Origin of the sequence: Sinomonas halotolerans (genome assembly GCF_039615075.1) — a bacterium.
GTDB lineage: Bacteria > Actinomycetota > Actinomycetes > Actinomycetales > Micrococcaceae > Sinomonas > Sinomonas halotolerans.
Genome location: NZ_JBDFRB010000010.1, coordinates 1 through 12,547, shown reverse-complemented (window position 1 = coordinate 12,547; position 12,547 = coordinate 1). Strand labels below are relative to the sequence as shown.

13 protein-coding genes are annotated in these 12,547 nt (G+C 71.4%); 8 read left to right on the top strand and 5 right to left on the bottom strand.

Translation table 11 applies throughout. The features are described 5' to 3' along the window. The first annotated feature begins 4 nt into the window (after nt 1-4). Nucleotides 5-1,606 carry an ABC-F family ATP-binding cassette domain-containing protein gene (locus tag ABCQ75_RS11555; RefSeq protein ID WP_345885525.1) on the top strand — a complete coding sequence of 534 codons (1,602 nt, stop codon included), beginning with the start codon at nt 5-7 and terminating at the stop codon, nt 1,604-1,606. Between the two features lie 38 nt (nt 1,607-1,644). On the opposite strand, the gene ABCQ75_RS11550 is transcribed toward ABCQ75_RS11555, so the two are convergent. The 4 genes from ABCQ75_RS11550 to ABCQ75_RS11535 are packed head-to-tail and all read right to left on the bottom strand — an operon-like array spanning nt 1,645 to nt 3,792. Beyond that, nucleotides 1,645-2,121: a YbaK/EbsC family protein gene (locus tag ABCQ75_RS11550; protein ID WP_345885524.1), complete on the bottom strand. Its 477-nt coding sequence runs from the start codon at nt 2,119-2,121 to the stop codon at nt 1,645-1,647. Between the two features lie 35 nt (nt 2,122-2,156). Beyond that, nucleotides 2,157-3,071 carry an SURF1 family cytochrome oxidase biogenesis protein gene (locus ABCQ75_RS11545; protein ID WP_345885523.1) on the bottom strand — a complete coding sequence of 305 codons (915 nt, stop codon included), beginning with the start codon at nt 3,069-3,071 and terminating at the stop codon, nt 2,157-2,159. Further along, nucleotides 3,071-3,298, bottom strand: a complete 228-nt coding sequence (locus ABCQ75_RS11540; RefSeq protein ID WP_345885608.1) for a hypothetical protein — start codon at nt 3,296-3,298, stop codon at nt 3,071-3,073. Before ABCQ75_RS11540 ends, ABCQ75_RS11545 begins: the two co-directional genes overlap by 1 nt. A gap of 11 nt (nt 3,299-3,309) precedes the next feature. Then, nucleotides 3,310-3,792 (bottom strand): DUF3099 domain-containing protein, encoded by a 483-nt coding sequence (locus tag ABCQ75_RS11535; protein ID WP_345885522.1) that lies wholly within the window; start codon nt 3,790-3,792, stop codon nt 3,310-3,312. 215 nt (nt 3,793-4,007) lie between these two features. Here ABCQ75_RS11535 and fabG point away from each other — a divergent pair, with 215 nt between their 5' ends. Beyond that, nucleotides 4,008-4,733: a beta-ketoacyl-ACP reductase gene (fabG, locus tag ABCQ75_RS11530; protein WP_345885521.1), complete on the top strand. Its 726-nt coding sequence runs from the start codon at nt 4,008-4,010 to the stop codon at nt 4,731-4,733. A gap of 158 nt (nt 4,734-4,891) precedes the next feature. After that, nucleotides 4,892-5,635 (top strand): SDR family oxidoreductase, encoded by a 744-nt coding sequence (locus tag ABCQ75_RS11525; protein WP_345885520.1) that lies wholly within the window; start codon nt 4,892-4,894, stop codon nt 5,633-5,635. A 115-nt stretch (nt 5,636-5,750) separates the two neighbouring features. Here ABCQ75_RS11525 and serB read toward each other — a convergent pair whose 3' ends face one another. Beyond that, the gene (gene serB, locus ABCQ75_RS11520) at nt 5,751-6,626 is read right to left on the bottom strand and encodes a phosphoserine phosphatase SerB (RefSeq protein WP_345885519.1); all 876 of its coding nucleotides are present in this window, start codon (nt 6,624-6,626) and stop codon (nt 5,751-5,753) included. 69 nt (nt 6,627-6,695) lie between these two features. Here serB and ABCQ75_RS11515 point away from each other — a divergent pair, with 69 nt between their 5' ends. From ABCQ75_RS11515 to ABCQ75_RS11495, 5 genes are all read left to right on the top strand, one after another. Next, entirely contained in the window at nt 6,696-7,547 is an 852-nt protein-coding gene (locus ABCQ75_RS11515; RefSeq protein ID WP_345885518.1) for an ABC transporter ATP-binding protein, read from the top strand. A 2-nt stretch (nt 7,548-7,549) separates the two neighbouring features. Then, nucleotides 7,550-8,347 (top strand): sulfite exporter TauE/SafE family protein, encoded by a 798-nt coding sequence (locus ABCQ75_RS11510; RefSeq protein ID WP_345885517.1) that lies wholly within the window; start codon nt 7,550-7,552, stop codon nt 8,345-8,347. Further along, nucleotides 8,340-9,248: a TrmH family RNA methyltransferase gene (locus ABCQ75_RS11505; protein ID WP_345885516.1), complete on the top strand. Its 909-nt coding sequence runs from the start codon at nt 8,340-8,342 to the stop codon at nt 9,246-9,248. The genes ABCQ75_RS11510 and ABCQ75_RS11505 overlap by 8 nt, the downstream gene beginning before the upstream one ends. A gap of 139 nt (nt 9,249-9,387) precedes the next feature. After that, a complete protein-coding gene (locus ABCQ75_RS11500) occupies nt 9,388-9,561 on the top strand; it encodes a hypothetical protein (RefSeq protein ID WP_345885515.1) in 174 nt (57 codons plus the stop codon). 477 nt (nt 9,562-10,038) lie between these two features. Then, the coding region (locus tag ABCQ75_RS11495; RefSeq protein ID WP_345885514.1) for a DUF6531 domain-containing protein at nt 10,039-12,547 on the top strand (2,509 nt) is incomplete at its 3' end.

Here is a 12,547-nt window from a genome sequence, read left to right as displayed (position 1 = left end):
CCCCGTGATCACTGTCTCCAATCTCGAACTGCGCGCCGGCGCCCGCCTGCTCATGGACGGGGTGAACTTCCGGATCGACAAGGGGGACAAGATCGGGCTGGTCGGCCGCAACGGCGCCGGCAAGACGACCCTGACCCGGGTCCTCGCGGGCGAGGGGCTGCCCGCCGCCGGCACGGTGACGCGCACGGGCGAGATCGGCTACCTGCCCCAGGACCCGCGTACCCCGGACATGGAGCAGCTCGCGCGGGACCGCATCCTCTCCGCCCGGGGGCTCGACGTCGTCGTGCGCCGGCTCCGCACCGCGCAGGCCGAGATGGCGAGCGACGACCCGGCAGTGCAGCGCAAGGCCATGGCGCGCTACGACCGGCTCGAGGCCGAGTTCCTCGCCGGAGGCGGGTACGCCGCCGAGGCCGAGGCGGCCGCGATCTCGGCGAACCTGGCCCTCCCGGACCGCATCCTCAACCAGCCGCTGCGCACCCTCTCGGGCGGCCAGCGCCGCCGTGTCGAGCTCGCGCGGATCCTGTACTCCGGCGCCGAGACAATGCTCCTGGACGAGCCCACGAACCACCTTGACGCCGACTCGATCGCCTGGCTGCGGGACTTCCTCAAGGCGCACCAGGGCGGGCTCATCGTCATCTCGCACGACGTCGAGCTGCTCGAGGCGACCGTGAACAAGGTCTTCCACCTCGACGCGAACCGCGCCGTCATCGACATCTACAACATGGGCTGGAAGCGCTACCTCGCCCAGCGCGAGACCGACGAGCGCGCGCGGCGCCGCGAGCGGGCCAACGCGGAGAAGAAGGCCGCCGTCCTGCTCGACCAGGCGAACAAGATGCGCGCGAAGGCCACCAAGGCCGTCGCGGCGCAGAACATGGCCAAGCGCGCCGAGCGGATGCTCGCGGGCCTCCAGGAGGAGCGCGCCTCCGACCGCGTGGCCGCCCTGCGCTTCCCCGAGCCGGCCCCGTGCGGCAAGACGCCGCTCACGGCCGAGGGCCTGAGCAAGTCCTACGGCTCGCTCGAGATCTTCACCGACGTGGACCTGGCCGTGGACCGCGGCTCGCGCGTCGTCATCCTGGGCCTCAACGGCGCGGGCAAGACGACGCTCCTGCGCATGCTCGCGGGCGTCGACGCCCCGGACACCGGCGAGATCAAGCCCGGCCACGGGCTCAAGATCGGCTACTACGCCCAGGAGCACGAGACCCTCGACCACGACCGCACGGTCCTCGAGAACATGCGCAGCGCCGCCCCCGACCACCTCGGCGACGCGGACGTGCGCGGGATCCTCGGCTCGTTCCTCTTCCAGGGCGACGATGTCGACAAGCCCGCGGGCGTGCTCTCGGGCGGCGAGAAGACGCGTCTCGCCCTCGCGACGATCGTGGCCTCGAGCGCGAACGTGCTGCTCCTCGACGAGCCGACCAACAACCTCGACCCCGCGAGCCGCCGCGAGATCCTCGGTGCGCTCAAGACCTACAAGGGCGCCGTGGTCATGGTCAGCCACGACGAGGGCGCGGTCGAGGCGCTCAACCCCGAACGCGTCGTCCTGCTGCCCGACGGCGTCGAGGACCTCTGGAGCGCGGACTACCTGGACCTCATCACGCTCGCCTGAGCGTCAGGGGCGCTCGGGGCGGCGGCGACCGCCCTCCGCTACCTGACCTCGAGCTCCTCGGCGCCGGTCACCCGGGCCAGGTCCGCATAGGTGATCGAGAGCATCGAGCGGTGGTCCCCGGCCCCCGCCCACAGGAGCGGGTGGGCCGCGAGGTGGGTGTCGATGAGCGTGCGCAGCGGCGCCGGGTGCCCGACGGGGGCGACGCCGCCCACGCGCTGGCCGGTGTGCTCGAGCACGAACTCCGGCGACGCCCGCCGAACCTTGGCGCCGAGCTGCCGCGAAACGAGGTTCGTGTCCACGCGCGCGGCACCGCTCGCGAGGATCAGCAGGGGGGCGCCGTCGAGGTCGAACACGAGGCTGTTGGCGATCGCGCCGACCTCGCACTCCAGCACGGCCGCGGCTGCGGCGGCCGTGGGGACCTCGTCGTCGAACGTGCGGACTGTGTCCGCGAGCCCGGCGGCGACGAGGGCGGCGCGCACACGCTCCACGGGAGAGCCGGGACCAGGGGAAGCCATGCGGACGATCCTATAGGCCGCGCCGGACGCCAGGGCTACTGGTAGCCCTGGGCGTCGAGGATCGCGTCCTCTTCCTCCTCCGCGGTGCGCCGGCGCGGCTTCCGGGGCGCGAGCCGCGCGGCCTTCGCCGCGGCACGCTGGGCCGCCTCGCGCGCAGCCGCGTCGTCGCGGCCCTCGGCGACGGCCGTCTCGTGCGCCTCGGCGGCGTCGGCAGCGGCGTCGATCGCGTCATTGCGGGCCTGCTGCCGCGCGGCCCAGCCGAACGCGACGAACATGAGCACGCCGAACGCGAGCCACTGGAGTGCGTAGGAGAGGTGGGTGCCCTCATTCGGCTGGGGGCGGGGGAGCGGTGCGGGCGTCTCCGCCGGCGCCGGGTCCTCGGAGGCAAGCTGGCCGTAGGCGCCGGTGAGGACGGGGTAGGGGAGCTCGGCGGAGTAGGCGGCGAGGTCGATCGAGGCGAGCTGGCCCTGGGGGGCGCCGCGGTCCAGGGCGGGCTCGGCGGGGCGCAGGCGCACGACGACGTCGACCGTCCCCTCGGGCGGGGCGGGCACGGCGTCCGGGCGGCCCGACTCGGCGTTGCCGATCGGGAGCCAGCCGCGGTCGACGACGACCGTCTCGCCGCTCGTGAGGCGCAGCGGGACCACGACCTCGTAGCCGGGCTGGCCGTTGAGGGGGCGGTTCCGCACGACCCTCGTCTGCTCCACGTCATAGGTTCCGCGCAGCGCAACAGGGCGCCACTCGCTGGCGATGTCCAGCTGCGAGAACTGGCCTGCGGCCTGGGCGAACGGCAGCGCGGGGGCGTCGTAGTTCTGCTCGACCCTGTCCACCACGGCGCGCGCCTCGTCCAGGCGCGCCATCTGCCAGCGGCTCAGGAAGACGCACGCCACGGCGAAGAGGGCCGCGATGCCGAGGTAGGTGAGCCAGCGCCGGGTGAAGAGGAAGCGGTACATCAGGCCGCCCCCGCCGGGCCGAGGGGGAGCGTCTCGCGCCAGAGGAGGCGGGTGCGCAGGTAGTCCTCGAGCCAGCCGCGGTGCTCGTCGCATGCAAGCCAGGCCTTGCGGCGCTCGGGGGTGTGGATCTTCGGGTTGTTCCAGAGCAGCTGCCATGCCGCGGCCTCACGGCAGCCCTTGCGCGAGCACACGGGGGCCTGCGGACCGTCCCCGGCGCCGGGCATCATCTCGAGCAGGTTCACCCGGCTCCCTCCTGCCGCCCGCCCGGGCGGCCCTCGTCGTCGCGCGGGGCCGTCACGCCGTCCTGCGCGCCGTCCCCGTCCTCATCCGGCACGTCCTCCTCCGGGACGGTCTCGCCCTGGATGGTCTCGCCCGCCGCAGCGCCGGCCTCAGCGGACGGGGGCGCAGCGGGGAGCTCGCCGAACGGCACCGAATCCACCGCCTCGCTCTCGTACACCTCGGCCTGCGTGCCGGCGTTGGCGATCACCACGGCGACCCACGGCAGGAACACCGCGCCGGCGACCGCCGCGATCTTCCACCAGCCGTCGAGGACGAAGAGCAGCAGGATGCACACCATGCGGATGCCCATCGCCACCGCATAGCGGACCATCCGCTGGTGCATGTCCACACTGTGCGCGGGGGCGGCGGCGGTGATGCTGTGGACCTCCACGGCGCTGCTGCCGTCCTCATGGCCCCTGCGCGGCCCAGAATGTCTCGTCATCACTCTCCCAGTGCCCTCCATTGTCCCACCGGTCCCGGGCAGCGGGCCAATCGGCGGGTGCGCGCCCCGAGCCCGGCGGCCGGCGGGCGTACGACGGCGGGTGGGGCCCGCCGTCGTACGCGCCCGTTGTACCCGCAGGTCCGTGCCGCGGCGGCTAGGATTCACTTCTGGACCGGCGCCGAGCAGCGGCGCCCCGAACCCCTCCAAGGAGCACCGTGAGCCTGGAAGCACCCTCACCGCGCAGCGTCCTCGTGACCGGCGGCAACCGCGGCATCGGACTGGCCATCGCCAAGGCGTTCCTCGCCAACGGGGACAAGGTCGCCGTGACCTACCGGACCCCGTCCGAGCTGCCCGAGGGGATCCTCGGCGTCCAGGCCGACGTCACGGACGAGGCCTCTGTCGACGCCGCCTTCAAGGCAGTCGAGGAGGCACACGGCCCGGTGGAGGTCCTCGTGGCCAACGCCGGCATCACGAAGGACACGCTCCTGCTGCGCATGAGCGAGGAGGACTTCACCTCGGTCATCGACACGAACCTCACCGGTGCGTTCCGCGTGGTCAAGCGTGCGTCGAAGGGCATGATCCGCCTGCGCCGCGGCCGCGTCGTCCTCATCTCCTCCGTGTCGGGCCTCTACGGCGCGCCGGGCCAGATCAACTACTCGGCGTCCAAGGCCGGCCTCGTCGGGCTCGCCCGCTCGTTCACGCGGGAGCTGGGCTCACGCGGGATCACGGCGAACGTCGTCGCGCCGGGCTTCATCAACACGGACATGACGGCCGAGCTCCCCGAGGAGACGCAGAAGGACTACCTCACGAAGGTCCCCGCCGGCCGCTTCGCCGAGGCGGAGGAGGTGGCCAACGTGGTCCGCTGGGTCGCGAGCGACGAGGCCGCCTACATCTCCGGGGCCGTGATCCCGGTCGACGGCGGGCTCGGCATGGGCCACTGAGCCCGAGCACCTCGTGATGGGCGGGGCCGTTGTTGGAGGTTTCCTACAACGGCCCCGCGCCGTACCGGCTGGCATGATGGTGCCCAGCCACAGCCATTTGGATGGATCGGACAAGGCCGGACCAGAGCGCCACGTCCGGTCGGAAGGAAGGGGCCCGCATGGGAGTTCTCGAGGGCAAGACCGCAGTCGTCACCGGCTCGTCGCGCGGGATCGGCGCCGCAACGGCGAAGATCCTCGCCGGCGAGGGAGCCGCCGTCGTCATCAACTACCGCCAGAAGGCGCCGCGCGCGAACAAGGTCGTCTCGGAGATCGAGGCCGCCGGCGGCCGCGCCGTCGCCGTGGGCGGGGACCTGACGAACGCGGACGACGTCGAGGCGCTCGCCCAGGCAGCGGTGGAGGCCTTCGGCTCCCTCGACCTGCTCGTCCTCAACGCCTCGGGCGGCATGGAGTCGGGCCTGGGCGAGGACTACGCGCTGCGCCTGAACCGCGACGCCCAGGTCGCGATGCTCAAGGCCGCAGCCGAGCGCATGAAGCCGGGCTCCCGCGTCGTCTTCGTGACGAGCCACCAGGCCCACTTCATCGACACGGTCCCCACGATGGACGCCTACGAGCCCGTGGCCCGGTCCAAGAACGCCGGCGAGAAGGCGCTCCGCGAGCTCATCCCGTGGCTCGAGGAGAAGGGCATCACCTTCGTCGTCGTCTCGGGCGACATGATCGAGGGCACCATCACGGCGACGCTGCTCGACCGCGCCGCCCCGGGCGCGATCGAGGCCCGCCGCGAGGCCGCCGGCAAGCTCTACTCGGTCGAGGAGTTCGCCGCCGAGGTCGCGAAGATGGCCACGGCCGACGTCGAGACGGGCCACACCGAGTACGTCGGCGGCGCGGGCCACTTCCAGGGCTGAGAGACCCGAGGCGGACAGGGACCCCACAGCAGCAGGGACGGGACCCCACAACCTTGTGGGGTCCCGTCCCGTCTGCTGTGGGGTCGCGTCCCGTCTGCTGTGGGGTCGCGTCCCGTCAGACCCCCGCGAAGTGGCGGACGATGTCCAGGTACGGGAGGTCGACCGTCGCGTCAGCCGCGGCGCGCACCTTGGGCTTGGCGTTGAACGCGACCCCGAGCCCGGCCGCGCCGAGCATGTCCAGGTCGTTGGCGCCGTCGCCCACCGCGATGCAGTGCTCGAGCGGGATCCCGTGCTCGCCGGCCCACGCGCGCAGCATGCGCTCCTTGACGGCCCGGTCCACGACCTCGCCGAGCACCTTGCCCGTGAGTCGGCCGTCCACCACCTCGAGCTCGTTCGCGAGCGCGTGGTCCAGCCCCAGCCGCGCAGCGAGCGGGTCGAGGATCTGGTTGAACCCGCCCGAGACGACGCACACGATGTGCCCCGCCGCGTGGAACGCAGCGATGAGCTCCTCAGCGCCGAGGGAGAGTACGACGGCGGCGCGCGCCTTCTCGATGACCTCCACCGGGAGCCCGGCGAGCGTGGCGACGCGCGCGTGCAGGCTCTGGGCGAAGTCGAGCTCCCCGCGCATAGCGGCCTCGGTCACGGCAGCGACCTCCTCGCGCTTGCCCGCGTGCTCGGCGAGAAGCTCGATGACCTCCTGCTGGATGAGGGTCGAGTCGACGTCCATGATGAGCAGCTTCCGCCCGGCGCCGCGCAGGGCCGCCGGCACGAGGACAGCGCCCGTGCCAAGCCCCGCGAGTGCGGCCCGCGCCTCGCCCAGACGGGCCGGATCCAGCCCGACGCCGGCGGTCGCCACGGCGTAGCGCGCGTCCCCGTCCGTGGTGAAGGGCCCGACGCCGGCACCCACGCCTTCGAGGGCCCGCGTCGCCGCGGCGGTTTCCTCCTCGGAGAGCGTCGGGGCAGAGAGGACGACGGCGAAGTCAGCAGGCATAGCCCCAGATTCTAGCCAGCGCGGCGGCGGTTCGCGGTCCGCGAACATCCTGCACTAAGGTCAGAGGACATGAGCAACGTTCTCCAGCTGTCTTCAGTGAGCGTCGTCCGAGGACGGAAGACGCTCCTGGACAGCATCGACTGGCAGGTGCGCGACGGCGAGCGCTGGGTGATCCTGGGCCCCAACGGCGCCGGCAAGACGACCCTCCTGCACCTGGCCGCGGCCCGCCTCCACCCAACGCGCGGAACCGTCGACATCCTGGACGAGACCCTCGGCAAGGTCGACGTGTTCGAGCTGCGCCCCCGGATCGGGCTCTCCTCCGCGGCGCTGGCCACCCAGATCCCGGAGCACGAGAAGGTCCTCAACGTCGTCGTGACCGCCGCCTACGGGGTTACCGGCCGCTGGAACGAGGCCTACGAGAAGGACGACGAGCGCCGCGCGTTCCGCCTGCTCAACGAGTGGGGGATGGGCCCGCTGCTGGGCCGCGTGTTCGCCTCGCTGTCGGAGGGGGAGCGCAAGCGCGTCCAGATCGCGCGCGCCCTCATGACCGACCCCGAGCTGCTCCTCCTCGACGAGCCCGGCGCAGGCCTGGACCTCGCGGGCCGCGAGGAGCTCGTGCACCGTCTCGCGGAGCTCGCGGCGGACGACGCCGCCCCTGCGCTCGTGCTCGTGACGCACCACCTCGAGGAGGTTCCGCCGGGCTTCACGCACGCGATGCTGCTGCGCGAGGGCGGGATCGTCGCTGCAGGCCCGATCGAGGCGACCCTCACGCAGGAGAACCTCAGCCGGACCTTCGGCATGGAGCTCGACGTGGTCTCCCGCGGCGGCCGCTACACCGCCACGGCGAAGGACGGCGCAGGATCGGCGAATGCCGGCGCCAAGGCCGGCGCGGCCCAGTCCGGCGCGCCTGCCAGCTCCTGAGCATGGAGTTCTGGCGCGAGGCGCTGGTCTTCCTCGGCGGGCTCTGGGCCGGGACGATCAACACGATCGTCGGGTCCGGCTCCCTCGTGACCTTCCCGATCCTGGTCGCCCTCGGCTACGGGCCCGTCAACGCGATCATCTCGAACGCGATGGGGCTCGTGGCCGGCGGCTTCTCGGGCGCCTACGGCTACCGGCGCGAGGCCGCCAGCGCCAGGCGCACGCTCGTGAGGCTGCTCCCGGCCTCCCTCGCGGGGGGCCTGCTCGGCGCCTTCCTGCTCCTGATCCTCCCGGAGAAGGTGTTCGGGTACGTCGCACCGGTGCTGATCGTCGTCGCGATCCTGCTCGTGGTCTTCCAGCCGAGGCTGTCCGCGTGGGCCAAGGCGCGGCAGGCACTCGGCCATATCACTCCCGAGGAGGCCGACCACCAGAGGCTCCCGGCAGTCCTGTACGTCCTGGTCTTCCTCATCGGCGTCTACGGCGGCTACTTCACGGCCGCCCAGGGCGTGCTGCTCATGGCGGCGCTCGGGATCTTCTTCCATGGCACGCTCCAGCAGTCCAACGCCGTGAAGGTGATCCTGACCCTCGTGGTGAACCTGGTCGCAGCGGTCGCATACCTGCTCTTCGCCTTCGACCGGATCAACTGGCTCGTCGTGCTCCTCATCGCGGTCGGCTCCACGATCGGCGGGTTCCTCGGTGCCGGCATCGGCCGGCGCATGCGCCCGGGCGTCCTGCGGTTCGTGATCGTGCTCCTGGGACTCATGGCGCTCATCGACATGACCCTGAGGCTCGTCCGTGGCTGAGGGCCAGGTCGTCCGGATCGCCGGGCCGGACGATCCGCGCGTGTCCGACTACACCAGGCTCACCGACGTGCACCTGCGCACCCTGCGCGAACCGGCCGAGGGCCTGTACATCGCCGAGTCGAGCCGCGTCCTCCGCCGCGCCCTCGCGGCCGGGCACCGGCCCCGCTCGTTCTTCCTCGCCGAGAAATGGCTCGAGGGCCTCTCGGACGTCCTCGCCGCCCATCCCGACGTCCCCGCGTTCGTGGGCCGGCCCGAGCTCCTCGAGCAGATCACGGGGTTCCACCTGCACCGCGGGGCCATGGCGGCGATGCACCGGCCGGACCCCGTCCCCGTTCCCGAGCTCCTGGCCAACGCGCGCCGGGTCGCGGTCCTCGAGGACATCGTGGACCACACCAACGTCGGGTGTTCCAAAATGCGCAGCGATCCGACGGGGGTCGAAGGCGTGCGTCGACGTTCGAGGATCGCTGTGCTTGAAAATCTGGCCGATCATACAAATGTAGGCGCAGTTTTTCGCAGCGCCGCAGCGATCGGCGTCGATGCCGTGCTGGTGACGCCTCAGTGCGCCGATCCGCTCTACCGTCGCTCGATTCGCGTCTCCATGGGCACTGTGTTCCAGGTGCCGTGGACGCGGATCGAGTCGTGGCCTGACGACGTCGGGCTGCTGAAGGAAGCCGGCTACGTCGTGGCCGGGATGACACTGGGGGAGGGGGCGATCACGCTCGACGAGCTGGTTGCCGAGGACCATGAGACCCTGGCGCTGGTCTTCGGCACCGAGGGTGAGGGGCTGACCCCGGAGACGGATCGTGTGCTTGACCGGCGGGTCACCATCCCGATGATGAATGGCGTGGATTCGCTCAACGTCGCTGCTTCATCGGCCGTTGCCTTCTACGCGACCAGGTAGTGGCTGAGCGTGACTGCCCCGATCTGACCGCGGTGTCAGAAGCGAATGCCAGGCCAGAATACTCTGGTCTCTGAGGCGAAACCCTAGGTCAGAGCTATTTGCCACCCACCGCCCCCATCGAGCACCTGCGAGGTGTGTCATGAGCGGGCGAGCGCTGGGCGTGGGCCTCAACGGCTACCTGATTGATGTCGGGGCCGGCATCCAGCAGACCCTGCCGAGCTTCATGGTCCTGGGCCTTCCGGACTCGGCGCTCAAGGAGGCGCGGGAGGGCATCACCTGCTCTTCGTCGGCCCTCCGGGTCCCCATCTGGTAAGTACAGACGTGACGGAAGCCTCGTATCCGAGTCGAATCTGGCCCTGAGCGACCGGCTCGGATGTCGTGAGGGGCCCGTTTGCGCGGGGCGGGCAGCCCTCGTTCGCTGCTACCCGGCGAAGGTCGAGAAGCTCTTCGCAGAGTACTCTGGGCAACTTCGAGCGGCTGGCCCATCAGGTTGCTGGAGCGGGGCGAGCTGGCAGCCTTGTTCGCTCGAGCGGTCTGCCATCGCCGTTGGCAGGGGGTTGCCGCGAGGGTCCTTCTGAAATCGAGTACATGATTTCCCAATTCAAGTAGTCAACCGGGCAACCCACCTCTGGTTCCCCCTGGGCTTTGGCCATAGGCTCCGGCCCAACTTTCTTGGCCTGTTCATTGGGGGAGGACCGTGAAGCCGAGTCTTCGTCGCGTGTGGAATGCCGCCAAAATCGGTCTGACTGCATTCGTCGCCGCGTGTGTTGGGCCGGTGGCCTTGGTCGGCGTGGCGGGTCCGCTCCCGGCGGCGCAGGCCACGTCGGGGACGGTGATCACCAACCAGACCCTCACGGCGGACACGACCTGGACCACTGCGGGGTCGCCGTACTGGGTCCAGAACAGGCTGACCGTCGGGGCGGGGGTCAGGCTGACGATCGAGCCGGGCGTGGTGGTGAAGATCGGCAACCCGGTGGACAGGTACGGGCAGATCAGCGTGCAGGGCCAGCTGGTCGCCCGAGGGACCCCCGCAGCGCCGATCGTGATCACCTCCCACCGGGATGACTCTGTCGGAGGGGACACGAACGGCGACGGCGGGGTGACGGCCCCGGCCCGTGGCGACTGGTACCGCGTCTACTTCGGCGAGTCGGCCACGGCCCAGTCGGTCGTGGACAGGGCGGTCATCCAGTACGGCGGGAACGGTACCGGGCATCCCTGCGGGACGTACGCGCTCCTGAGCGCTTCTGGGCCGGCTCCGCTGTCGGTGACCAACAGCGACCTGAAGCACAGCCAGTCCAGTGGCGTCTCCCATGCCCCGGGAGCAGGGGCCCTGCGCGTGGCCAACAACCGCTTCGGCGACAGCGGGTGCGGGGTGCACGCGACGGCGGGGACCATTGAGGAGAACGTCTTCGAGTCCACGATCGACACCTATGCCGCGCGGTTCTACGGGGCCGAGGGTGTGAAGTTCTACGACAACCATGCCGCCAAGGCGGTGGACGCGCGCAGCTCCTCGCCGGGCCCTGCCCGGGAGCAGCTGGACCTGCGGGGCAATGCCCTGCTGGCGGGCGTGGTCGATGCCCCTTCGGGCCAGGACCCGCAGGATCTGGCGTACAACTGGTGGGGACGGGTCCTGGAGGACCCCCCGACCGGGTGCTACGACCCGAACGCCACGTATGTCCCGGCCGTGACGTACGCCGGGGACAACACCTGTCCGAGCTACCTGGAGATCACCGGGTACTTCACGAAGGTCCTGCCGGCGCTGGCGGAGGCGCCGCCTATGCCCTCGGCCGGGGTCAGCGGGGCCGGGACGTATGCCGGCTCGGTGTCGGACGGGCAGCTGTACGGCCCTGACGGGGGGTCCGAGTTCGCTGCAGCGCCGTCTGGGTCGATGGCGGACCCGGTGAACACCGCCACGGGGGCCTTCACCCATGCCGAGACGGATCTGGGCATGGCGTCGGTGACCGGGAACCTGTCCGTGAACCGCTTCTACACTTCCGCCGACACGGCCGAGGGGCCGTTCGGGAAGGGCTGGAGCCTGGGCTACGACATCCGCCTCGCCGTCGCTGCCGGGGAGGCGGTGCTGAAGGCCGGGACCGGGCAGCGGGTGCTCTTCACGGAGAACTCCGACGGCACCTACACGCCCCCGCCCGGGGGCACTGCGTCCTTGGTGCGGAACCAGGACGGGACCTTCACCGCTGTGACCCGTTCCGGCCTCACCCACACCTTCGACGCCTCCGGGAGGCTCACCGCCCTCACCGATTCCTCCGGGCGCGGCCCCGCATATGCCTACGACGCCGGCGGCCGGCTGACCAGGGTCACGGACGGGGGCCGGTGGATCGCCTTCGCCTGGGACACCGCCGCGGGCAGGGTCACCCGGGCGCAGACCTCGGCCGGGCAGGCCACCACCTACTCCTACACCGCAGGTCTCCTGACCGGCGCCACCGACGCCGCCGGCGGGACCACCGTCTACGCCTACGACGCCGGCGGGAGGCTGGCAGAGATCACGTCCCCCACGGGGCGGACGGTGGTGCGCACGGCCTACGACACCTCCACTGGGAGGGTCGCGGAGCAGTGGGACGGGCTCGGCCACCGCTCCGCCTTCGCCTGGGACCCGGCCACCTCGACCGCGACGATGGCCGACCCGAGGGGCGGGGTGTGGAAGGACGTGTACGCCGGCAACGTGCTCCAGCGCCGGGTCGATCCCACGGGGCGGAGGACGGACTACCAGTACGACGCCCAGCTGCGCCTGTCCGCCACCTACGCCGCGGACGGCAGCCGGAGTGCCTTCGCGTACAGTCCGGCAGGTGACCTGAAGACCTTCCAGGGCGGCACCGGGACCGTGCGCTCCGAGTACAACGCCGCGCACCTGCCCACCACCACGGTCAACGCCCGCGGCCACACCAGCACCCGCGGCTACGACGCGGCGGACAACCTCACTCAGCTGAGCCGCCCCAACCCCGCCGGCGGGAGCGTCAACTACTCCTACGGCTACGACGCGGCCGGGAACGTCACCTCGGCCACCGACTCGCTGGGCAACGTCTCCGCCTTCACCTACAGCGCCGAGGGGGACCTGACCCGGACTGCTTCCCCGCTGGGCTCGGTGCAGTCGATGGTCTACGATGCCGCCGGCCGTGTCACGGCGGTGACCAGCCCCCGCGGGAACGCCGCCGGGGCGGACCCGGCCCAGTTCACCTGGCGGTACGAGTACGACGCCCTCGGCCGGACCATCAAGGCCACCGACCCCGCCGGGCAGTACGAGAGCGTCGACTACGACACCGACGGGCGGGTCACCAGGGCCA